The following is a 21,272-nucleotide window of genomic DNA, read 5'->3' as shown; positions in this document are numbered from 1 at the left end:
GACGGTCCTTTTCTGTAGGTGAAGGACGTGGATACGTCCTCGCCTGAGCCGCAGCCCCGCCGTTCCTTCGGCTTCTGGATCTGCTTGGCGCTGGTGATGGGCAATATGATCGGCTCCGGCGTGTTCCTGCTGCCGGCGTCGCTCGCTCCCTACGGCTGGAATGCCATCTTCGGATGGGCGGTGACGATCGCCGGCGCGCTTTGCCTCGCCTTCGTGTTCGCGAACCTCGCCCGTAATTTCCCGCGGGCGGGCGGGCCTTATGCCTATACGCGTGAGGCGTTCGGGCCGGTGCCGGGTTTCGCGGTGGCGTGGAGCTACTGGATCTCGGTGTGGACGGCGAACGCCACGATCGCAGTAGCGGCGGTCAGCTATCTCAGCCACTTCCTGCCGGGGCTCGCCGCGGCGCCCGGCCTGGCGGCAATTGGTTTCGTCTGGGCGTTCACCCTGATCAACTGCCTCAGCGTCAAAGGCGCGGGCGAGGTGCAGCTCGCCACAACGGTACTGAAGCTCCTGCCGCTTGTCGCAGCGATCGCATTGACGCTCGGCATCGCCGCGACCGGCGGCGGCGGGTCGCCGCCTCCGCTGCCGCCGGTGGAGGTGAGCTGGGCCGGGATCACGGCCACGGCCGCACTGACCTTGTGGGCAATGGTGGGCTTCGAGTCCGCAACCATCCCGGCCGGGCACATTCGGGACCCGGGCAAGACGATCCCGCGCGCGACGATGATCGGCACGTTGGCGACCGGCCTCATCTACCTGATCGCCTGCTCGGGCGTCGCCCTGCTGCTGCCTGCGGAGCAGGCAGCGAGCTCGAATGCGCCGTTCGCCGACTTTATCGGCCGCTACTGGGGCGCGGGCCCGGCATCCTTCGTCGCCCTGTTTGCGGCGATCAGCGCATTGGGGGCGCTGAACGGCTGGGTGCTGATCCAGGGCGAAATGCCGGTGGCGCTCGCTCGCGACGGGGTATTCCCGAGCTGGTTCGCCAGACGCGCCGCCTCAGGCGCCCCCGTGCGGGCGCATCTCGTCTCCAGCGGCCTGGTGACCGCCTTACTGCTGCTCAATCAGAGCCGCTCGATGGCGAGCCTGTTCACTTTCATGGCCCTGCTCTCCACCGCCGCTTCGCTGGTCGCCTATCTCTCCTGCTCGCTTGCGGCGCTCCGGCTCCAGGGCGCGGGCCGCATGACTCGCACGGCGGCGCTTCTGCTCGCGGCAGTCGCCGGGACGATCTACAGCGTCTGGACGCTCTACGGGGCGGGCGTGGAGGCAACCGGCTGGGGTGCATTGCTGCTCCTCAGCGGCATTCCGGTCTATCTGGCAATGCGATTCAGCCGCGGCTCCAGCCCGGCGCCGGCGACCGCTCCAGCCGCGCCTCCGGAATGAGGCGGCGGAGCTTGCGCGCGAAGCTGCGCAGCGAGACCTCGCTCCGGCCGAGCGGCCCGGGCGTGTAGCTCGGCGATTGCATGCCCTTCTGGACCCGTGCGATCAGCGCCGCGTCCTCGGCGTTGACGCGCCGGTTGATGCGCCAGTTGAGGTAGCGGACCGCCCGCATCTCGCGGCGGTCGTCGGGGAGGACGTAGCCGATCTCGCGGATCATCGTCTCGGTCGGGGAGACGGGGATGAACTGCATGAAATCCACCTGGTCGGGATAGATGTCGAGGGCGACGTTCGGCCATAGCTTGAGATAGAGCCAGCGGCGCTGCGCCTGCTCGGGAAGGTGTTCCACGCGCGGCAGATAATGCTGGTAGAGGCGCTCTGAAGGGTTGGCGGAGGGCCGCTCGATGAGATCGCCCGTCATGCGGTCGACATGCGCCTCTGCCTCGACGGTATAGCCGCGGCCGAACAGCCGGGTCAGGCCCGGATGCGCGACGGGGATGTGCAGCCCGTCTGAATAGTTGTCGGCGACATTCTTCCAGTTGACCGGCCGCGGCCGCAGCGTGACGCGGCCGAGCGCGGTCAGCTCCTCGAAGCGGTAGGGCTCCACCTCGGCTTCGTAGGGGGCCATCATCTCGGCCACCGACGGTCCGCCGCCTTGCAGCCGGACGAAGACGAAGCCGCGCCAGATCTCCTGCTCGATCACCTTGAGGCGCAGCCGCTCGGGCGCGAGGCCGGGATAATCGTCGCGGCCGGGGATGCCCATCAGCCGCCCGTCGAGACCGTAGCTCCAGGCGTGATAGGGGCAGACCAGCCGCCTGGCGCAGCCGGCATCGCCATCCACCAGCCGCGAGCCGCGGTGGCGGCAGACGTTGGCGAAGGCGCGGACGACATCGTCTTGGCCGCGAACCACGATCACGCTCTCGTCGAGGAAGTCGAGCGTGCGCCAGTCGCCCGGCGCGGCGACGTCGCTCACATGGCAGACGATCTGCCAGGAGGGTCGCATCACCCGTTCCATCTCGAGGGCGTGGAATTCGGGGTCGTGATAGAGCCAGCCGGGCAGGCTCAGATCCTCGTCCGGATCCTTCTCCGGCAGCTTCAGCGGCGTCACTGTGGCCATGGCCTCATCCTAGCTCAGGCACGAAAGTCGCGCCAGACGACTTGGCCGACGCGACCCGCTACACGGGCGACTCTTGTGACACTGCCCCACTGGCCCTAATCGTTAACCGCCATGGCCAGTAAAGCTTCCTCGCCCGTTCGGCGAACCTTCATGACTCTCCTCAAGATCGGCATTTACGGCACGATCGTGGGCCTAATCGCGCTCGTCGTGGCGGTCGGCGTCGCGATGAGCTCGCTGCCTTCCTATCAGGAGCTCGTCCGCCGCGACGACCTCGGGCAGATGATCCGCGTCCGCGCCGCAGACGGCAGCGTGCTCGTCTCCCTTGGCCCGAGCTTCGGCGAATGGCTGAGCAACGACCAGATTCCCCAGGTCATGAAGAGCGCGATGATCGCGGTCGAGGACCGGCGCTACCGCTCACATCCGGGCGTCGACCCGATCGGCACCGCGCGCGGCATCTGGCTCAGCCTGCGCTATGGCGGGTCGGTGCGCGGCGTGTCGACGATCACGCAGCAATTGGCGCGCAACATCTTCCTCACCAACAAGCGCGACTATGGACGCAAGATGCGTGAGGCGATCCTGGCGCTGGCGCTGGAGCGGCGCTTCACCAAGGACCAGATCCTCGAGCTATACCTCAACCGCGTCTATTTCGGCGGCGGCGCCTACGGCATCGACGCGGCCTCGCGGCGCTTCTTCGGCCACAGCGCGCAACGGCTGAGCCTGTCCGAGGCCGCGATCATCGCCGGCCTCGTCAAGGCGCCCTCCAATTATTCCCCGACGGCCGATGCCGAGGCGGCGCGAGGGCGCGCCGGCGTCGTCATCAACTCGATGCGCGAATATGGCTTCATCTCGCCCGCGGACGCGGCGGCCGCCGAACCGGCCGACGTCAAGCTGGTGCCGACGCCGAAGCAGAACAGCGTCCGCTATTTCACCGACTGGGTGCTGCCGCAGCTCGACACGCTGATCGACGAGACGGTCGACCCGATCGAGGTCTGGACCACGCTTGACGTCAACATGCAGCGTTCCGCCGACCAGGCGATCAACGCCAACACGCCCGCCAACCTGCAAGGCGCCCTGGTCTCCCTCGACCGCGACGGCGCCGTCCGTGCCATGGTCGGCGGCAAGGATTACGTGACGTCGATCTACAATCGGGCGACGCAGGCGACGCGGCAGCCGGGCTCGTCTTTCAAGCTGTTCGTCTATCTCGCGGCGCTCGAGAATGGCTACACGCCCGAAACGACGGTCGTCGACGAGCCCGTGACGATCGCCGGCTGGAGCCCGCGCAACAGCACCCGCACCTTCCGCGGCCCGGTCACGATCCGCCAGGCCTTCGCGCAGTCGATCAACACCATCTCCGCGAAGCTGGGCGACGAAGTAGGCTTCCGCACCGTCGCGGATATGGCGCAGCGCTTCGGAATCACCACGGAGGTCAACACCCAGCCGTCGATGGTGCTCGGCACGTCCGACGTGCGCCTGCTCGACATGACTCGCGCCTTCGCAGCGGTGGCTCGCAAAGGGGTGGCGGTGACGCCCTACGGCATCCGCCGCGTCACCCGCTCCGACGGCGAGATCCTCTACCAGCATCAGGCGGACGAATCGCGCGTGCTGGTGGCGCCGTGGGTCGCGGCGCAGATGACCGACCTGCTCCAGGCGGCGGTGCTGACCGGAACCGGCCGGGCCGCGCAGATCGACCGCCCGGTGGCCGGCAAGACCGGGACCACCAGCTCGAACAAGGACGGCTGGTTCATCGGCTTTTCGAGCGGCATCACGACGGGCGTCTGGATGGGCCGCGACGACGCAAAGGCGGTTCCCAGCCTCCAGGGCGGCCGCGCGCCGGCCGCAGCCTTCCACGATCATATGCTCAAGGCGGTGGCCAATCGCCCGGCCGAGCCGTTCGACATCCAGGTCACGCTTCCGAACTGGCAGGTGGAGCCGGACGAGGAGGCGTGGTTCACCGAGCCCGGCGATGACGGCATGATGGTCGACGCCGACGGCAATCCGATCGCCCGCCCCGATCCCGCTTATGGCGATCCGCTGCCCGAGGGCGGTGCGCCTCCGCCGGGCCTGCCGCCGCGCACCCGCGAGGACGTGCGGCCGCCGGACGAGGAGCAGAGGCTCGACCAGGAGTGGATCGACAACGTCACCCGCCGCCGGCCGCGCCAGCTCGAGCCGGAGCAGGAGGAACCGCCGCTAGAGCGCCCGCCCGAACCGCTGCAGCCGCGCCCCCTCGCGACGTAGCCATAGCCGCGCCGGCTTGGGGTCGGCCTCGAACAGCCGTTCGACGAGGGCATGGAAGTCCGGCCCGTGGTTCATGTGCACGCGGTGCGCGACCTCGTGGGCGACGGTGGCACGGCGGACGAACTCGGGGGCGAGGATGAGCCGCCAGCTGTAGCGGATCGCCCCGCTCGATGAGCAGCTTCCCCAGCGTGAAAGCGGATCGCCGACGCCGACGCGCTCCACCGCGACGCCGGCTCGTGCGGCATATTCCTGCGTCTCGCGGCCAAGCACGGCCAGCGCCTGCTGCTTTAGCCACCGTAGAAGCCGCGGCTGCAGCGTCTCAACCGGTCCGCCGACCAGGATTCGGCTATCCTGCACCTTCGGCGTGCGCGGCCGTTCGGGGCTCCAGTCGATCAGGTGAGGAATGCCGAACAGCGGCACCTCGCCACCCGGCACGAGCTCCTGGGCAGGCGTGATGCCGGCCAGCGCAGTCTCGATCCAGCTGCGCTGCTCCGCCGCCCAGGCAAGCGCGCGCTTGCGCGGCACCCGGGGCGGCACCGTCAGCACGACCGCTCCAGTGCGCGGATCGACGCGGAGGCGCATCACGCGCGCACGTGCAGAGGGCCGCACCGTCAGGCTGGCGCTGATGGCGCCGCCGCGGAAGCTCAGTTCAGAGGTCACGCTCGATCAGGTGGTGTTCGAGCGGGCCCGCTTCATCCTCCGCGATCGTCCAGCCACGCACCGATTCACCGGCTTCGTGGACGGACTCGCGGCTTCCTGTCTTCAGATAATGCCAATCGGGCAGCGGCTGGCCTTCCGCCCGCAGCCGGTAGGCGCAGGTCGAGGGAAGCCAGGCGAGCTTGCCGACAACGTCCGCAGTCAGCCTGATACAGTCGGGGACGAATGCGCGGCGCCCACGGTAGGACGAGCAACGCCCGGTGTGCGTGTCAAGCAACCGGCATGCGACGTTGGTCGGATAGACTTCGCCCGTATCGGCATCCTCCACCTTGTGCAGGCAGCATTTGCCGCAGCCGTCGCAGAGCGCCTCCCACTCGCCGCGATCGAGCTGGTGGAGCGGCTTCTCCCAGAAGGGAGGCGTCATCGTACCCATTTCTTGAGCTCGGCCGCGATCGCATCCGCGCCTTGCTCATGCGGCACCAAGACGATCGGCTCGCCTTTAGGGCCGAACAGCATCGCCAAGCGGCTGTGGTTGACGAGGTATTCCGAAGAGCCCTCGCTTTCCTGCTTCATCGCATAGACGCCGTGCGCCTTCGAAACGGCAGCGATCTCCTCCGGCGTGCCAGTGAGACCGATCAGGCGCGGGTGGAAGGCGGAGACATATTCCTTCATCACCTTCGGCGTATCCCGCTCCGGATCCGTGGTGATGAAGATCGGCTGCACGCGCGCGGCGAGCCCGGGATCGCTTTCCTCCAGCTTCTTCATCGCCAGGCCGATCTGCTGCAGGTCGACCGGGCAGATGTCGGGGCAATAAGTGTAGCCGAAATAGACGAGCCGGTATTTGCCGTCGAAGCGGTCGCTGCTCACCCGCTGGCCGTCCTGGTCCGTCAGCGTGAAGGGGCCCCCGATGCGCGCCCCCTGGAGTGGCGGAGACTCGCCGCCACCCGACGAGCACGCGGCCAGCAACGCCGCCCCAACCAACGGAAGCAACAGGGAAAAGCGAGATTTGCGGGTTTCGTTCATGGTCTTGTCGGCCATGCTTTGCTATGGGCGGCCGATCAAGTCGAGACTGGTGGGGAAAAGACGTGCGGACCTTCCTTGGTAGCGCCCTTGCGGCGGCAGCCGCCCTGACGATGGCCGTGCCCGCGGGCGCACAGATGAACTTCTCGAACTCCTACACCTTCATCAAGGCGGTGAAGGATCGTGACGGGGACAAGGTCACCAGCCTGCTGTCCACGCCGAGCAACTTCGTGATCAACACGAAGGAGAGCGGCAGCGGCAACGGTGCACTTCACTTTGTCACGCGCGACCGCGATTTCACCTGGCTCAGCTTCCTGCTGGGGAAGGGCGCCAAGGCCGACCTCCAGAACGACCAAGGCGACACGCCGCTCATCCTCGCCTCCCAGATCGGCTGGGTGGAAGGTGCCGACATGCTGCTCCGGCGCGGTGCCGGAGTCGACCTGGCCAACAGCCAGGGCGAGACGCCGCTGATCCTCGCAGTGCGCAATCGCGACCTGCCGATGGTCCGCCTGCTGCTCGCCAAGGGCGCCAATCCCAAGCACACCGACAGCGTCGCCGGCTATTCGGCGCTCGATTATGCCCGGCAGGACGCCCGCGCCGCCACGATCCTGAAGCTGCTCGAAGAGCCGGCCGCAAAGCCCGCCAGGGAAGTGGCAGGGCCGACTCTCTAGTCGAAAGCCAGTAGCTCCGAATCGACCTCGCCCGTCAGCCGGCGGGCCGCACGGCGTGCGAAGCGTAGCGTCTCCGCCTTGCGGCGGGCGCCGGCGAGCTTGCGCACGGGTGCATCGCGGATGATCGCGGCGTCATATCTGTCGGCGACGATCAGGCCGCAGCAATCGGGGCGGAAGCTTTCCCCCTCGAACGGCTCGAGGCCGAAACCGGCCGGAACCGCCCAGAAGAAGCGGTCGCAATAATCGAGATAATCGGGCCATTTATGGTCGCCCATCAGGTCGGCCCTGGAGACCTTGATCTCGACGATCGTCAGCAGGCCCTTGCCGCAGATCGCCATCATGTCCGCCCGCCGCCCGTTCGGCAGCGGCACCTCGCACATCGCGAACAGATCCTGGCGGAAGAAAAGTCGCGTGATCCCGCGCGCGACATCCTGCGCGACCAGAGGCGCATCAGCGAAGCAATCGTTGGACGGGGTCGGAGCCAGGAGACTCGAGATGGAGGCCATGGCTTCCGATTAGAATGAAAAGGGAACAGGGGGAAGAGCTCTGCTCCTCCCCCCGCCCTTCCGGATAGTTCGCCTCAGCGGTAGAAGATGTGGTTGCCGACCGCCGCGATGCGGGTCAGGCCGCGCCAGTTGGGCGACACATATTTGGCGTGGAAGAACATCGCCTTCTCGGCGCGGCTGTCGGCAAGATCCTGAAGCGCGATATGGGCGATCGCGACTGCCTTGCGCCACGCGGCGCTGGCCTTCTGGATCGGCGGGAAGCGGCCGCCGCGGATGAAGGAGAATTGGTGGCGCTGCTTGATGACGCCGCACAGGGTCTTGGGATATTTGCCGGACCCCGCCCGGTTCATCACCACTTCGGCGACGGCGAGCTGACCCTCGAGCGGCTCGCCCTTCGATTCGAAGTAGATCGCGCCCGCGAGGCATTCATGCTCGCTGTCGGCGACCTCGGCGGTCTCCAGATGATCGTCGACCAACTCGACCAGCGAGCGTGGCTTCACAGGCGGCTCGGCAATGGCCGGAGAGGAGAAATCGGCCTGCGGCAGCGCGTCGGTGAGCTGCTGAACCGCGGTAAGGCTTGCCAGATGATGCGCCGCCACCGGTGCTGACGCGATATTCATGGCTTGGGAGGGAGAAGCAACGGCCGTGCTGAAGGTGACGGCCAGACTTGCCACGGCGAACGCCGCAGCCCGGGAAAATCGGAACATTCATTCTCTAACCTATGCGGTTGGCCGATCCACGCCGGATGCATAACAACATCGCATCCTGATCGTCCCCCCGACTTGCGCGGCCGCTGCCCCCTTGGGCTTACACCTGCGGCCCCCCGCTCTCGGAACTGACGAGCAATGGCTAGGTGGCCGGCAGCTTCTGAGTCAAACCGACTCGTTCATTTCAGCGGCGAACCGTTCGGCAGATGCGACGTCCAGTTCTATTAACCAGATGTCCGGGTCGAATCGGCGTCTCTTGGCGAGGAACTTTTGGAATTCTTCTTCGTTTGCAAGCGCTTGTTGTCCGACATCCTGCCAGATGTAGCGGTCACCCCCCTCCAGCAGCCGCTCCAAAATCCTAATTTTCTCGCCTCGCTCGGCAAGAATAACGAGCACTGCGCCGGCCGTCGGATCGCCCTTGGCGATGACGGCTGCGAAGCCGCCACGCGATTCGGCGCGACGCTGCAGCGCGTTAACCAAGATGGAACTCTGGAGCCGCGCCTCCATCAGCCCTGCGGCCGGTAGCCGGCGAGGCTGGAGAGCGGGATCCGGCTGCGCATGAAGGTGCCGGTGCCGCGCGCCGCCTCCTCGCCGTCGGCATCGATCAGCCGCGCCTCGCCGATCAGCACACGCCGTCGGCCGCTGGCCCAGCGTCCTTCGGCGATCACCGGTCCCGCCTTCAGCGGCCGAGTGAACAGCAGGTTGAAGGCAGTCGTGAGCAGGAAGCGGTCGGTGACGAGGCTGTTGCAGGCGTAGAAGGCCGCATCGTCCATCATCTTGAAATAGACCGTACCATGTGCGGCCCCTGCGGCATGGAAGGCGCCTTCCCCGACATCGAAGCGGATCCGGGCGAATCCCTCCTCGACGATTTCGATGGTCGAACGGAACAGCCCATTGACGGGTGCACTGCGATAGAGCGACTCCAGCGCCCGGAAATGCGCGGCGGCTCCGGCCGAGCCGGCCGCATATGGCTCAGGCGGCATGGAGCGATTCGACGCCTGCCAGCAATGCGAAGATCGCATCCTTGGACCGCGCGCCCCTGAGCTTGGCGACGGTCTGCCGATCCCGCAGCGCACGGCTGACGCTCGCCAGCGCCTTCAGATGGTCGGCGCCCGCATCCGGCGGCGAAAGCAGAAGGAAGACCAGATCGACGGGCAAATTATCGACCGACTGAAAGTCGATCGGCTGCGTCAGGCGCACGAAATAGCCGAATACGCGCTCAAGCCCCGGAATCTTGCCGTGGGGGATAGCGACGCCGCCGCCGAAGCCGGTCGATCCGAGCCGCTCGCGCTCATTCAGCGCGGCGACGATCGCCTTTCCGCTGAGGCCGGTGCGACGCGACGACGCGGCGGCAAGCTGCTGGAACAGCCCCTTCTTGTTGGCGACGGAGAGCGACGCGCTCACGTCATTGATGGAAAGGATATCGCTGAGATCGGTCATGAGAAACACCTGGGGCGACACCGCCCCGTCAACCTGGAGGGAAGCCGGCGAGCCGGCGCGAACGCTCAGTCGCGTTGCGGCTCGACCCAGCCGATCGTCCCGTCGCCTCGTCGGTAGACCATGTTGAACTTGGCGGTGGCGCTGTTGCGGAACAGCAAAGCGTTGGTGTTCCTGAGATCGAGCAGCATCACCGCGTCGGACACGCTCGCGTCGGGAATGTCGACCTTGGTCTCGGCAATCACGGCGGGGTGGTCGTTCGGCTCCGCTTCCTCGTCGCCGACCTGGAAAACCGTATAGCCCGCATCGGCCGGCACCTCTTCGAGCGCCTGGAACAGGGCCGCGCCGTGCCGGTCCTTGAGCCGGTTGGTGTAGCGCCGCAGCTGCTTCTCGATTCGCTCCGCCGCCTGGTCGAAGGCCGGGTGCGCATCCGCCGCGCGGCCGGAGCCTTTGAGGATCACGCCCTGGCTAACATGCGCGACGATGTCGCAGGTGAAGGCATGGTCATGTGGTCCCTTGCCGAACGTCACATGTGCCGAGATCGCCCGGGAGAAGAACTTCTCCGCCATGGTCGCCAGCCGTTCCTGGACGTGGCCCCTCAGAGCCTCACCGGTGTCGACCTGATGACCAGAGACCCGGATTTCCATGTTCTTCTCCAGCTGCTTTGGCCCGGCCGGATTAGGCCTCCGCGTTAACCTTCGTCAACGGGCCGCCTCCAGCCTCTTCCATATAGGATCGACGAGCGTGGCTACAAATGCGGCGTGCCGCTCGAGCTCCTCCTCGGAGGGTACATGCGGCCGCGGCGGGCGCACGATGAGCTTGATCGGCTGGGCGCCGGAAAGTGCATCCCCCGGCCTGGGCGCGGCGTCCGTCGCGGTGATCGTCGCGAGCGAGAGACCGATCTGGCGACCGCCGGTGAGCTCGACAAAGCATTGGGCGAGCAGCTGCGCGTCGATCAGCGCGCCGTGCTTGACGCGCAGCGAGCGATCGACGCCGAAGCGGGTGCACAGCGCATCGAGGCTGTGCTTGGCGCCGGGATGCCGTTGCCGCGCCAGCGCCAGCGTATCGATCATCCGGGTGAGGCAGACGAGCGCCCGGCCGCAAGCGCCAAGCTCGTGGTTGAGGAAGCCGAAATCGAAGCTGGCATTGTGGGCAACCAGAGGCGAGTCGCCGATGAATTCGAGCAGTTCTTCGCAGCGTTCGTGGAAGCTCGGCTTGTCGGCAAGGAAGGCATCGGACAGGCCGTGCACCATCTGGGCCTCGGTCGGCATCGGCCGGCCCGGATTGAAATAGGCATGGAAGGTGCGGCCGGTCTCGACGCGGTTGAACAGCTCGACGCAGCCGATCTCGACCATGCGGTCGCCATTGATCGGGCTGAGGCCCGTCGTCTCGGTGTCAAACACGATTTCCCGCATGAGAGGGTTATGAATCGCCAGCGCCCGTCAGTCCAGCGATGATCGCCCGAACCGCCGCTCGAGTCGTCGCAAGCTCCACGCCGGTGGGGATAACATAGTCGGCACGCGCCCTCTTCTCAGCGTCGGGCATCTGCAGGGCGACGATCCGCTCAAACTTCTCGGCGGTCATGCCGGGCCTTGCGAGCACCCGCTCCCGCTGCATCTCCGGCGGGGCGGAGACGACGGCAATCCGGTCGACCTCGTTCCAGCCGCCTTTCTCGAACAGCAGGGGAATGTCGAGCAACACCAAGGGTGCGTCCCGGTTCGCCTCGAGAAACGCCTCCCGCTCCCGAGCTACCGCCGGATGAATCAGACCCTCCAGCCGCTTCAGCTTTTCGCTCTCGCCAAGCACGGCTTCCGCCAGCGCCGTGCGATTCACCCCCGCCGGACCGGTAGTGCCGGGAAAATGCGCCTCGATGTCCGCCACGAGAGCACCTTTCGGCCCCTGCAGTCGATGCACGACGGCGTCGGCATCGAGAACTGGCACGCCTTCGTCGGCGAACATCTTCGCCACCGTCGATTTGCCCATTCCGATGGAGCCGGTGAGGCCGAGCTTGATCATCGCGTCAGCAGCTCCCGCAGCTCGGCATCATGCTCTCGAGGTGCCGGAGCTCCGAAGAAGCGCCTGAAGGCAGGGGCGGCTTGCGCGACGAGCATGGTCAGACCGTCCGCGGTGTGAAGGCCCAACTCCCTTGCTCGCCGCAGCAATGGCGTCTCGCGGGGTGCGTAGACCATGTCGAAAACAAGTGCGTGATGCTCCGTCTCCGCCAGCGCGTCCAAGACGCCATCAGGCATGGCAGGCTCCCCAGGCATGCCGAGGGACGTTGCGTTGATCACCCACTCCGCTCCCTCCAACGGCTCACGACATTCGGCGAAGCTATACACGCGACCGCTGAGCCTCGCCCTTTGATGAAGCCGGCGTGCCTCTTCCAGATCTCGCGCAATGATGGACACCCCCATCGTCTTCCGTAGCCGCAAGTATAGCAGGGCGGCCCTTGCCGCCGCTCCCGAGCCAATGAGACAAACTTGGTTGCCTGGCGTCTCCGACACTCGCAACGCCGCGGCAATCCCGCAGAGGTCGGTATTGGTCCCGATAAGCTTGCTTCCGCGCCGGAACATGGTGTTGGCCGCCCCGACCGCGGTTGCGGTGGGAGAGCTACGATCCGAAAGTGACATCGCGGCAAGCTTGAGCGGCATCGTAAGATTGCAGCCACGCCAGTCCGGATCAGCCTTCCTTTCAGAGATATGAGCTGGCAGTTCGTGCACCGGCACGCGGCAAGGACGATAGCCGGCCTCGCGCCCGAGCTTCCCGAGCCAGAATCGGTGGATCAGCGGACTCTTGCTGTGTGTGATCGGATCACCAATCACCTCGGCATATGGAAGGCCCATGAGCGTTGCCCTACGTCAGGAGCAGGCCGCGCTGACGCAGAAATGAGAGCAGCGGCAGCAGCGGGAGGCCCTGCACGGCGAAATGGCTGCCTTCGATGCGATCGAAGAGCTGAGCGCCCCTGCCCTCGACATGATAACCGCCCACGCTCCAGCGCACCGTATTGAATTCGCGCTCGACATAGTCGCGCAGGAAATCCGCACCGAGCGGACGAACGTGCATCGTCGTGGTCTCGATGCAGCTCCACGCGATGGTTCCAGCTTCGGCAATGACGGCAGCGGCGTGAAGCTTATGCGACCGGCCGCTCAGCCGCTGGAGCTGATCCAGCAACTCTTCCGCCGATCCAGGCTTGTCGAGCATGGCGCCGTCCTCGAGCTCCAGCGTCTGGTCGGAGCCGATCACGAAATCGCCTGCACCTGCCTTAACCCCCAGCGCCTTCGCTCGCGCCAGGCCGAGGGCGAGATCCGCTGCGCCCACGCCTTGGGCGCGGAGCGACGTCTTGACGTCATCTTCGTCGAGATCGGCGTCTGCGCTCTCGAACGGCACGGCCGCCGCCTGGAGCATTCGGCGCCGGGCCGCGCTTTTTGACGCAAGGAGGAGCCTCACGCCTCCGCAGCCGTGTCGGCTTCCGAGCGCTCGCTGCACAGCTTCACGATGGCGGCGGCAGTCTCCTCAATCGAGCGGCGGGTGACGTCGATCACCGGCCAGCCATTGTCCGCGAACAGGCGGCGGGCGTACGCCAGCTCGGCATTGACCGCCTCCAGATCGACATAGTCGGTCTCCGGATGCTGGTTGAGCGACAGGAGGCGGTTGCGGCGGATCTGGATCAGGCGGTCGGGATTGGTGGTGAGCCCCACCACCATCGGATGCTGCAGCGAGAACAGATTTCGGGGCGGCGGTGATTCCGGCACCAGCGGAATGTTGGCGACCTTGAAGCCGCGATTGGCGAGATAGATGGAGGTCGGCGTCTTCGACGTGCGCGAGACGCCCGCCAGCACCACGTCCGCCTCCTCCCAATTCTCGTGTCCGACCCCATCGTCATGCGCGATCGTGAACTGGATCGCGTCCACCCGCGCGAAATAAGCAGCGTCGAGCGCGTGCTGCCGGCCGGGGCGCGCCTTTGCCTCCTGGCCAAGCACCGCCGACAGCGCGTCCACCACGGGATCGAGCGCTGACACAGCATTGATGCCGCGCCGCCGGCATTTCCGCTCAAGCTCACGGCGGATGTTGCTGTTCACCAAAGTATAGACGAGCAGGCCCGGCCGCCGCTCGATATCATCGAGGACGCGATCGAGGTGCCCCTCCGAACGCACCATCGGCCAGAGATGCCGCACCGCCTCGACATCGTCGAACTGGGCGAGGCAGGACTTGGCGATCACCTCGAGCGTTTCGCCTGTGGAATCGGACAGAAGATGGAGATGAAGGCGACTCATGTGCGGCACATAGGCGGCGGCGCTGCAAATGATTTCATCCCGGCTGCACACCATTTCGGCCTGTGGAAAACCATGGGGAAATCGCTAGCGGAAGCCTGCGGAGCGTTTCAAGGAAAGCTTTCCTCCCCATTCTTCGGAAACGATCCACAGTTTAACGAAGAGTGAAAAGGTTCCTGCTCTTTCCTGTGGAAAATGGGGAAAACCCGCACGAATCCGCGGCCGCCCGTGAGCCCCCTGGAGTCAAGTTGTTTGCAAAAAAGGGCGGAGGCAATAAACCCCGGCAATCGACAGCCTACTACCTTCTACAGACTCTCTTCTAATAAGACTCTATAGATAAGAGAGCGGAGCCAGACGCCTTTCCATGCCCGGTCCGGACAAGCCCCTGCTCAGCGTCCTTCGTGGAAAAAAAGCTGAGAAAACTCCCATTTGGCTGATGCGTCAGGCCGGTCGCTACCTGCCCGAATACAGGGCACTGAGGGCTGACAAGGGGGGCTTCCTCGCGCTGGTTTACGACCCCGAGGCGGCGGCCGAGATCACCCTCCAGCCGATCCGCCGGTTCGGCTTCGACGGGGCAATCCTGTTCTCGGATATCCTCATCGTACCCCATGCCCTGGGTCAGGACCTGCGTTTCGAGACCGGCGAGGGTCCCCGACTGTCGCCGCCGCTCATGGATGCCGCGCTGGGGGCGCTGGAGGCCGTACCAGGGCGCTTGGAGCCCATCTACCGGACGGTGGATAAGGTGAAGGCAGCTTTGCCTCCTGAGGTGACCTTCTTGGGCTTTGCGGGCAGTCCGTGGACCGTGGCGACCTATATGGTGGCCGGGCAGGGCAGCAAGGAACAGGCCGAGGCGCGGCGCTATGCCTATCGCGACCCCGCCGCCTTTCAGGAGATCATCGACGCGGTGGCGGCGATGACCGTCGACTATCTGTCGGGCCAGGTCCGCGCCGGCGTCGAAGCCGTGCAATTGTTCGACAGCTGGGCGGGCAGCTTGTCGCCCGCGCAGTTCGAGCAATGGGTGATCGCGCCGAACGCGAATATCGTCGCCGAGTTCAAAACGCGCCACCCGGACGTGCCGGTGATCGGCTTCCCCAAAGGCGCCGGCGGCAAGCTCGCAGCATATGCGAGCGGCACGGGCGTGGACGCGCTCGGGCTCGACGAGACGGTGGATCCCGCATGGGCAGCGGCCGTGTTGCCGGAAGGCCTGCCGGTGCAGGGCAATCTCGACCCGCTTGCTCTCATCGCCGGCGGTGCCGCGCTTGAAAGCGCCGTCCGCCGCATCATATCGGCGCTTGACGGGCGTCCGCACGTCTTCAATCTCGGCCATGGCATTCTGCAGGACACGCCGATCGCGCATGTCGAGCAGCTGCTGAAGCTGGTGCGCGGCTAATGTTCGGCTATGATCTGGGAACGGCTCTCACTGTGACCTATGCCTGGATCAAGGCCGCCCATGTCATCTTCGTGATCTTCTGGATCGCGGGCCTGTTCATGCTCCCGCGCTACTATGTCTATCATCAGGAAGCGGCCCCGGGCTCGGCCGAGGAGAAGAAGTGGATCGAGCGCGAGCGCAAGCTGCGCAACATCATCATTACTCCCGCTATGGTCATGGTCTGGATCCTGGGGCTCACCCTGGCCTGGATCACCGAGGCTTGGACGCAGGGCTGGCTCCACGCCAAGCTGCTGATCGTCATCGGCCTCAGCGGCTATCACGGCTATATGGTCGGCTACGGCAAGAAGCTCGCTCAGGGGCTTCGACCCGTCAGCGGCAAGGCGCTGCGCATCATGAACGAAGTGCCCGGCGTCGCCACCGTGATCATCGTCATCCTGGTGATCGTTCGCCCATTTTAAGCGGCGAAAAGCCTCGTTGACTTGAATCAAGGCGGAGCTTAACGGCTCCCCAAGTCGTTAGCCCGCCGTCCGAGTGGGAATCCAACCGCCGCAGCCATCCTGAGCGCCACGCGACGACCTATTTTTCGAGTAAATCTCCATGCATCTCAAAGAGCTCAAGAAACAATCCCCAGCCGACCTCGTGGCCATGGCCGAGCAGCTCGGCATCGAAGGCGCCTCCACGCTCCGCAAGCAGGAGCTGATGTTCTCTATCCTCAAGGTCCAGGCCGAAAATGGCCAGGAAATCATGGGCATGGGCACGATCGAGGTGCTGCCCGACGGCTTCGGCTTCCTCCGCTCGCCTGAGGCCAATTACCTCGCCGGTCCCGACGACATCTATGTCGCGCCGAATCAGGTGCGCAAGTTTGGCCTGCGCACCGGCGACACCGTCGAGGGCGAGATCCGCGGCCCTCGCGACGGCGAGCGCTATTTCGCCCTCACCCGCCTCACCTCGGTCAATTACGACGATCCCGAAGCGGTGCGTCATCGCGTCAATTTCGACAATCTGACGCCGCTCTATCCGGACGAAAAGCTCACGCTCGACAGCAGTGATCCGACCCAGAAGGACAAGTCGGCGCGGGTCATCGACATCGTCTCGCCGCAGGGCAAGGGCCAGCGCGCGCTGATCGTGGCGCCGCCGCGCGTCGGCAAGACGGTGCTGCTCCAGAACATTGCCAAGGCGATCACCGACAATCATCCCGAAGTCTTCCTGATCGTGCTGCTGATCGACGAGCGGCCCGAGGAAGTGACCGACATGCAGCGTTCGGTGAAGGGCGAGGTCGTCTCCTCCACCTTCGACGAGCCCGCGCAGCGCCACGTCCAGGTCGCCGAGATGGTGATCGAAAAGGCCAAGCGCCTGGTCGAGCACAAGAAGGACGTCGTCATCCTCCTCGACTCGATTACCCGCCTCGGCCGCGCCTACAACACGGTGGTGCCGAGTTCCGGCAAGGTGCTGACCGGCGGCGTCGATGCCAATGCCCTGCAGCGTCCGAAGCGCTTCTTCGGCGCCGCGCGGAACATCGAGGAAGGCGGCTCGCTTTCGATCATCGCCACCGCGCTGATCGACACCGGCTCCAAGATGGACGAAGTCATCTTCGAGGAGTTCAAGGGCACCGGCAATTCCGAGATCGTGCTCGACCGCAAGGTTGCGGACAAGCGCATCTTCCCGGCACTGGACGTCGGGAAGTCCGGCACCCGCAAGGAAGAGCTGCTGGTCGATGCCGCCAAGCTCTCCAAGATGTGGGTCCTCCGCCGCATCCTGATGCAGATGGGCACGATCGATGCGATGCAGTTCCTGCTCGACAAGATGAAGGACGCCAAGTCGAACGACGACTTCTTCGCCTCGATGAACCAATAAGCGCCGAGGGGCGTTCGCCGGAGCATGCTCGATTTTCTCCTGAACCTTTCCGTCCATGCCGCGCCTGCGCTGGGCGAGGGCGGCCTTGCCGGCATGTGGAATGCGATCCTCACGGATCTGTCGAATCTGGACCAGGCCTCCGCCTGGGTCGCCTTCGGCCAGGTGCTGATGATCGACATCATGCTGGCCGGCGACAATGCGATCGTCGTCGGAGCCCTCGCCGCCGGTCTTCCGGCCGACCAGCGCAAGAAGGTGATCCTGATCGGCATCATCGCCGCTCTGGTTCTCCGCATCTTCTTCGCCTTGCTGGTGACCCAGCTGATGCAGATCGTCGGCCTCATCTTTGCCGGCGGACTCCTCCTCCTCTGGGTGAGCTGGAAGATGTATCGCGAGCTTCGCCACGCGGGCCCGGCGGGCGGCTCACCCGAAGTCGAGGGCGACGAGCACGCCGGCCTGAAGCCGGCCAAGAGCTTCGCCGGCGCCGCCTGGGCTGTTGCGGTGGCCGACGTTTCCATGAGCCTGGACAATGTCCTGGCGGTCGCCGGTGCGGCGCGCGAGCATCCGGGCATCCTGATCATCGGCCTGCTTCTCGCCGTCGCACTGATGGGCGTCGCCGCGAACATCCTCGCCAAATATATCGAGCGCTATCGCTGGATCGCCTGGATCGGCCTGCTCGTGATCGTCTACGTCGCCGGCAAGATGATCTACGAGGGCTATATCGATCCCAATGTCGGGGTCACCACCCTCTTCGCCTGAGCCTCAAGGGATGAGAATGGTCGATCCGGTCGTCTCCCGCGCCTCGATCGCGCGGTGGGCGTCGGCGGCCTGCAGCAGCGGGTAGCGGGCGCCGATCCGGACCTGTACGGCGCCCCCCCTCATTATCTCGAACAGTCTTGAGGCCGACGCGCGCATATCTTGGGGCGTGCTCGCATAGTCGAACAGGGTGGGTCGCGTCACAAAGACCGAGCCGGCGCGGAGAAGGTCGAGCGCGGTGAAGGGCGGCACCGGGCCCGAAGCGTTACCGTAGGTGACGAGCAGCCCCTTGCGGGCGACCGAGGCCAGCGACGCTTCCCAGCTCGCCGCTCCGACACCGTCGAGCACGACCGACACGCCCTTGCCGTCGGTCAGAGTCCGCACCTGAGCGGCGAGCTCGTCCATCGGGCAGCAAAGCGCATGGATGGCGCCGAGTTCGGTCGCCAACTCCGCTTTCCGGCTTGTCCCGGCATGGGCGATCACCACCGCGCCGATCGACTTCAGCCATGGCACCAGGATCGACCCGACGCCGCCCGCGGCCGAATGAACCAGCACCGTCTCGCCCGTTTCGATGCGGGCGCAGCGTTCGATCAGATATTCGGCGGTGCAGCCCTTCAGCATCATCGCTGCCGCGTCTTCGCTCCCGATCTCGTCGGGAAGCTTCACGACGCGGCCGGCATCGATCGTGCGATGCGTCGCATAGGCGCCCAGTGGGCCGGAGAAGTAACCAACGCGGTTCCCGACGCGGAACTCGTCGACTCCCGCTCCGACCGCCTCGATCACGCCTGCGGCCTCGTTGCCCAGCCCCGACGGAAGCGGCAGCGGGTACAGTCCGGAGCGGTGATAGGTGTCGATGAAGTTGAGCCCCACTGCCTCGTGCCGGATGAGGACCTCTCCTTCCCCGGGCGCAGGCGCGTCGATTCTCTGAGCCTCCAGCACCTCGGGTCCGCCGGTGCGCTCTAGGCAGAAAGCGTAGGGATCAGCCACGGAGGTGCTCGGCGAAGAAGGCTTCGGTGCGCCCGTCCGCGAGTTGCGCCGCTTCCTCACTCCGGCGATTGCCCATTTCGGCGGCGAAGCCGTGATCCTCGCCGGGATAGTCGTGCAAGACGACTCTTGGATGGTCGTCCAGCGCCTCGTGCATCGCGCGCTGGACCTCCGGGCTGACAAAATGGTCAGCGCCCGCGATGTGGAGCATCAGCGGATTTGGAATTGCGTGGCTTTCGCGAAGCAGGTTGTCCACGCCTACCGCATAATATCCGACGCTCGCGTCGATGTCGGTGCGGGCTGACGTCATGAAGGCGAGCCGGCCGCCAAGGCAGAAGCCGACGCAGCCGACTTTCCCGTTCTCTCCCAAACGCTTACGCGAATCTCGGATGGTCGCCTCGATGTCCCGTATACCCTGGTCCTGGTTGAATTTGCCCATTAGCTCGAGTGCCTGCTGGAACTCCTCGGGCACATCCGGGTCGAGTTCTACGCCGGGCTCGAGCCGCCAGAACAGGTCCGGTGCGACAGCCAGGTAGCCAAGCTCCGCCCAGCGATCGCACTTGCGGCGGATGCCGGGGTTCACCCCGAAAATCTCCTGGATGACGATGATCGCGGCCTTCGGCTGACCGTCCGGCTCGGCGACATACGCGTTGAAGCTCGCATCGCCTTCGAGCGTCGGGATCTGGATCAATGCGTCCTCCTCTTGCCTTGCAGGAGCGCCATAACGATAGACGTTCGCCAGCCGCAACCGCCGAGCGCAAGGATCGGAGCCACCATGAATTTCACCGTCAATGTCGACTGCACGCCGGAGGAGGCCCGCCGCTTCCTCGGCTTCCCCGACCTTTCACCGGTCCACCAGGTCTATGTCGAGAAGATGCAGCGCTTCGTCAGCGAAGGCGTCACGCCCGATATGGTCGGAGACATGATGAAGAGCTGGGGTCCGATGAGCGAGGCCGGCATGAACGTGTGGCGGCAGATGTTCGAGAATATGAGCGGCGGGAAGAGGTGAGCCGAGAGAGCACCATTTACGCGCTCTCCTCCGGCAACCCTCCAGCAGCCATAGCGGTGATCCGCATCAGCGGACCCGCCGCCGATCGGGCGCTGAGCGCGCTCACCGGTGATTTGCCGGAGCCGCGGCGGGCGTCGGTGCGGGCGCTCAGGCACCCGGAAAGTGGCGAGGTCCTCGACAATGGATTGGTCCTCCGCTTTCCGGGCCCCGACAGCGCGACTGGCGAGGACATAGCCGAGCTCCACCTGCATGGTGGCCGGGCAGTGGTGGCAGGGGTGCTCGACGCCGTGGGTGTGGTGGTCGATGTGCGGCCGGCCCAACCCGGAGAATTCACACGACGTGCCTTCGAAAATGGCCGCATCGATCTCACCGAGGCCGAAGGGTTGGCGGACCTGCTCGCGGCGGAGACGCAGTCGCAGCGGCGCGCCTCGATTGCGATGGCCGGCGGCGCGCTCAGCCGACGCGTCGGAGACTGGCAGTCGCGGCTGCTCGGGCTCGTAGCCGTGCTGGAGGCCTTACTCGACTTCTCCGACGAGGGAGACGTGGCGGAGGAATTGCCTGAAAGCTGGCGCACATCGCTGCAGCAGCTTTGCTCTGAGGTCGACGCCATGCTCCAGCGCCCGCCCGTCGAGCGGCTCCGCGACGGCGTCAGGGTCGTCATCGCAGGTCCGCCTAACGCTGGAAAATCGAGCCTCCTTAACTGGTTGGCAGGCAGGCGGGCGGCGATCACCTCCGCCATCGCCGGTACAACGCGCGATCTCGTGGAGGCGCCGACCGCCATCGGCGGACAGCCATTCCTCCTGATCGACACGGCTGGGTTGCGCGACGGCCTCGACGAGATTGAATCCGAAGGGGTCGAACGCGCGCGTGAGAGCCTCGCGGCGGCCGACCTCGTCCTGTGGCTGGGCCCTCCCGCCGACTGTCCCGACCCTTCCAACTCCATCCTAGTGCAGTCGAAGATCGACCTCTCTGGAGGGACCACCGAGCCCGGCGTGGAGATCGGCGTATCCTCGGAGACGGGCGAGGGCATGGACCGGCTGGTCGCGTTGTTGGTCGAGCGCGCTAGATCGCTCCTCCCTGGTGAAGGCGACGTCGCCACCAATGCACGGCATCGGGCGGTGCTCGGGGAGGTGCTTCAGCACCTGAAGCAGGCCGTGGACTCAAATGACCTGCTGGTGGCGTCGGAGGAGCTTCGTCTCGCGCGGGTGGGGCTGGACCGGATCACTGGACGTGCCGGTGTCGAGGAAATGCTAGATGCGTTGTTTGGAAGCTTCTGCATCGGCAAGTGAA

Annotated in this window: 27 protein-coding genes; 10 read left to right on the top strand and 17 right to left on the bottom strand. The window is 65.7% G+C overall.

Annotation, left to right across the window (positions count from 1 at the left end; translation table 11 throughout):
- Positions 1 to 18: 18 nt before the first annotated feature.
- On the top strand, positions 19 to 1,377 hold the full coding sequence (locus tag AC5JBD_RS03050) for an amino acid permease (RefSeq protein ID WP_495720288.1): 1,359 nt from the start codon (positions 19 to 21) through the stop codon (positions 1,375 to 1,377).
- Here the strand turns inward: AC5JBD_RS03050 and AC5JBD_RS03045 are convergent.
- Positions 1,322 to 2,488, bottom strand: coding sequence for an aromatic ring-hydroxylating oxygenase subunit alpha (locus AC5JBD_RS03045; protein ID WP_495720287.1), 1,167 nt, complete (start codon positions 2,486 to 2,488; stop codon positions 1,322 to 1,324). The genes AC5JBD_RS03050 and AC5JBD_RS03045 overlap by 56 nt on opposite strands.
- 150 nt (positions 2,489 to 2,638) lie before the next feature.
- Between AC5JBD_RS03045 and AC5JBD_RS03040 the strand changes: the two genes are divergently transcribed.
- Positions 2,639 to 4,723, top strand: a complete 2,085-nt coding sequence (locus tag AC5JBD_RS03040; RefSeq protein ID WP_495720286.1) for a transglycosylase domain-containing protein — start codon at positions 2,639 to 2,641, stop codon at positions 4,721 to 4,723.
- Here AC5JBD_RS03040 and AC5JBD_RS03035 read toward each other — a convergent pair.
- Genes AC5JBD_RS03035 through AC5JBD_RS03025 form a run of 3 tightly spaced genes read right to left on the bottom strand, consistent with a single transcriptional unit; the run spans position 4,676 to position 6,418 of the window.
- On the bottom strand, positions 4,676 to 5,383 hold the full coding sequence (locus tag AC5JBD_RS03035) for a M48 family metallopeptidase (protein WP_495720285.1): 708 nt from the start codon (positions 5,381 to 5,383) through the stop codon (positions 4,676 to 4,678). The two genes, AC5JBD_RS03040 and AC5JBD_RS03035, sit on opposite strands and share 48 nt — an antisense overlap.
- Positions 5,373 to 5,813 (bottom strand): YcgN family cysteine cluster protein, encoded by a 441-nt coding sequence (locus AC5JBD_RS03030; RefSeq protein WP_495720284.1) that lies wholly within the window; start codon positions 5,811 to 5,813, stop codon positions 5,373 to 5,375. The genes AC5JBD_RS03035 and AC5JBD_RS03030 overlap by 11 nt, the downstream gene beginning before the upstream one ends.
- Positions 5,801 to 6,418 carry an SCO family protein gene (locus AC5JBD_RS03025; protein WP_495720283.1) on the bottom strand — a complete coding sequence of 206 codons (618 nt, stop codon included), beginning with the start codon at positions 6,416 to 6,418 and terminating at the stop codon, positions 5,801 to 5,803. Before AC5JBD_RS03025 ends, AC5JBD_RS03030 begins: the two co-directional genes overlap by 13 nt.
- Before the next feature lie 95 nt (positions 6,419 to 6,513).
- Between AC5JBD_RS03025 and AC5JBD_RS03020 the strand changes: the two genes are divergently transcribed.
- Entirely contained in the window at positions 6,514 to 7,071 is a 558-nt protein-coding gene (locus AC5JBD_RS03020) for an ankyrin repeat domain-containing protein (RefSeq protein ID WP_495720282.1), read from the top strand.
- Here AC5JBD_RS03020 and AC5JBD_RS03015 read toward each other — a convergent pair.
- The 11 genes from AC5JBD_RS03015 to AC5JBD_RS02965 form a co-directional block, all read right to left on the bottom strand.
- Positions 7,068 to 7,577 carry an MmcB family DNA repair protein gene (locus tag AC5JBD_RS03015; RefSeq protein ID WP_495720281.1) on the bottom strand — a complete coding sequence of 170 codons (510 nt, stop codon included), beginning with the start codon at positions 7,575 to 7,577 and terminating at the stop codon, positions 7,068 to 7,070. The two genes, AC5JBD_RS03020 and AC5JBD_RS03015, sit on opposite strands and share 4 nt — an antisense overlap.
- Positions 7,578 to 7,651: 74 nt before the next feature.
- A complete protein-coding gene (locus AC5JBD_RS03010; RefSeq protein WP_495720280.1) occupies positions 7,652 to 8,197 on the bottom strand; it encodes a cell wall hydrolase in 546 nt (181 codons plus the stop codon).
- 252 nt (positions 8,198 to 8,449) lie between these two features.
- Positions 8,450 to 8,791 (bottom strand): DUF1491 family protein, encoded by a 342-nt coding sequence (locus AC5JBD_RS03005; protein ID WP_495720279.1) that lies wholly within the window; start codon positions 8,789 to 8,791, stop codon positions 8,450 to 8,452.
- On the bottom strand, positions 8,791 to 9,267 hold the full coding sequence (locus AC5JBD_RS03000) for a PaaI family thioesterase (RefSeq protein ID WP_495720278.1): 477 nt from the start codon (positions 9,265 to 9,267) through the stop codon (positions 8,791 to 8,793). The genes AC5JBD_RS03005 and AC5JBD_RS03000 overlap by 1 nt, the downstream gene beginning before the upstream one ends.
- Complete coding sequence (locus AC5JBD_RS02995; protein WP_495720277.1) at positions 9,257 to 9,724, bottom strand: PTS sugar transporter subunit IIA; 468 nt, start codon at positions 9,722 to 9,724, stop codon at positions 9,257 to 9,259. Before AC5JBD_RS02995 ends, AC5JBD_RS03000 begins: the two co-directional genes overlap by 11 nt.
- 65 nt (positions 9,725 to 9,789) lie before the next feature.
- Positions 9,790 to 10,368, bottom strand: coding sequence for a ribosome hibernation-promoting factor, HPF/YfiA family (gene hpf / locus AC5JBD_RS02990; RefSeq protein WP_495720276.1), 579 nt, complete (start codon positions 10,366 to 10,368; stop codon positions 9,790 to 9,792).
- 54 nt (positions 10,369 to 10,422) lie between these two features.
- Positions 10,423 to 11,136 carry a DNA polymerase III subunit epsilon gene (dnaQ, locus tag AC5JBD_RS02985; protein WP_495720275.1) on the bottom strand — a complete coding sequence of 238 codons (714 nt, stop codon included), beginning with the start codon at positions 11,134 to 11,136 and terminating at the stop codon, positions 10,423 to 10,425.
- Positions 11,137 to 11,143: 7 nt separating this feature from the next.
- On the bottom strand, positions 11,144 to 11,737 hold the full coding sequence (gene coaE / locus AC5JBD_RS02980) for a dephospho-CoA kinase (RefSeq protein WP_495720274.1): 594 nt from the start codon (positions 11,735 to 11,737) through the stop codon (positions 11,144 to 11,146).
- Positions 11,734 to 12,564 (bottom strand): shikimate dehydrogenase family protein, encoded by an 831-nt coding sequence (locus tag AC5JBD_RS02975; protein WP_495720273.1) that lies wholly within the window; start codon positions 12,562 to 12,564, stop codon positions 11,734 to 11,736. The genes coaE and AC5JBD_RS02975 overlap by 4 nt, the downstream gene beginning before the upstream one ends.
- Before the next feature lie 10 nt (positions 12,565 to 12,574).
- The gene (locus AC5JBD_RS02970; RefSeq protein WP_495720272.1) at positions 12,575 to 13,168 is read right to left on the bottom strand and encodes a Maf family protein; all 594 of its coding nucleotides are present in this window, start codon (positions 13,166 to 13,168) and stop codon (positions 12,575 to 12,577) included.
- On the bottom strand, positions 13,165 to 13,995 hold the full coding sequence (locus AC5JBD_RS02965; protein WP_495720271.1) for a pyruvate, water dikinase regulatory protein: 831 nt from the start codon (positions 13,993 to 13,995) through the stop codon (positions 13,165 to 13,167). Before AC5JBD_RS02965 ends, AC5JBD_RS02970 begins: the two co-directional genes overlap by 4 nt.
- Here AC5JBD_RS02965 and AC5JBD_RS02960 point away from each other — a divergent pair.
- The 5 genes from AC5JBD_RS02960 (at position 13,981) to AC5JBD_RS02940 (ending at position 17,992) form a co-directional block, all read left to right on the top strand.
- Positions 13,981 to 14,160 carry a hypothetical protein gene (locus AC5JBD_RS02960; RefSeq protein WP_495720270.1) on the top strand — a complete coding sequence of 60 codons (180 nt, stop codon included), beginning with the start codon at positions 13,981 to 13,983 and terminating at the stop codon, positions 14,158 to 14,160. The two genes, AC5JBD_RS02965 and AC5JBD_RS02960, sit on opposite strands and share 15 nt — an antisense overlap.
- A 196-nt stretch (positions 14,161 to 14,356) precedes the next feature.
- Positions 14,357 to 15,382 carry a uroporphyrinogen decarboxylase gene (hemE, locus tag AC5JBD_RS02955; RefSeq protein WP_495720269.1) on the top strand — a complete coding sequence of 342 codons (1,026 nt, stop codon included), beginning with the start codon at positions 14,357 to 14,359 and terminating at the stop codon, positions 15,380 to 15,382.
- Positions 15,382 to 15,840, top strand: a complete 459-nt coding sequence (locus tag AC5JBD_RS02950) for a CopD family protein (protein ID WP_495720268.1) — start codon at positions 15,382 to 15,384, stop codon at positions 15,838 to 15,840. The genes hemE and AC5JBD_RS02950 overlap by 1 nt, the downstream gene beginning before the upstream one ends.
- 139 nt (positions 15,841 to 15,979) lie before the next feature.
- Positions 15,980 to 17,236, top strand: a complete 1,257-nt coding sequence (rho, locus tag AC5JBD_RS02945) for a transcription termination factor Rho (protein ID WP_495720267.1) — start codon at positions 15,980 to 15,982, stop codon at positions 17,234 to 17,236.
- A 24-nt stretch (positions 17,237 to 17,260) separates the two neighbouring features.
- Positions 17,261 to 17,992: a TerC family protein gene (locus tag AC5JBD_RS02940; protein WP_495720266.1), complete on the top strand. Its 732-nt coding sequence runs from the start codon at positions 17,261 to 17,263 to the stop codon at positions 17,990 to 17,992.
- 3 nt (positions 17,993 to 17,995) lie between these two features.
- On the opposite strand, the gene AC5JBD_RS02935 is transcribed toward AC5JBD_RS02940, so the two are convergent.
- Positions 17,996 to 18,976 carry a quinone oxidoreductase family protein gene (locus tag AC5JBD_RS02935; RefSeq protein ID WP_495720265.1) on the bottom strand — a complete coding sequence of 327 codons (981 nt, stop codon included), beginning with the start codon at positions 18,974 to 18,976 and terminating at the stop codon, positions 17,996 to 17,998.
- On the bottom strand, positions 18,969 to 19,664 hold the full coding sequence (locus tag AC5JBD_RS02930; protein WP_495720264.1) for a dienelactone hydrolase family protein: 696 nt from the start codon (positions 19,662 to 19,664) through the stop codon (positions 18,969 to 18,971). Before AC5JBD_RS02930 ends, AC5JBD_RS02935 begins: the two co-directional genes overlap by 8 nt.
- 84 nt (positions 19,665 to 19,748) lie before the next feature.
- On the opposite strand from AC5JBD_RS02930, the gene AC5JBD_RS02925 reads away from it, so the two are divergent.
- Positions 19,749 to 19,982: a DUF6489 family protein gene (locus tag AC5JBD_RS02925; protein WP_495720263.1), complete on the top strand. Its 234-nt coding sequence runs from the start codon at positions 19,749 to 19,751 to the stop codon at positions 19,980 to 19,982.
- Positions 19,979 to 21,271: a tRNA uridine-5-carboxymethylaminomethyl(34) synthesis GTPase MnmE gene (mnmE, locus tag AC5JBD_RS02920; protein ID WP_495720262.1), complete on the top strand. Its 1,293-nt coding sequence runs from the start codon at positions 19,979 to 19,981 to the stop codon at positions 21,269 to 21,271. Before AC5JBD_RS02925 ends, mnmE begins: the two co-directional genes overlap by 4 nt.
- The last annotated feature ends 1 nt before the right edge of the window (position 21,272 follow it).

The organism is Allosphingosinicella sp. (assembly GCF_059502505.1).
This window is presented reverse-complemented; position numbering and strand designations above follow the sequence as displayed.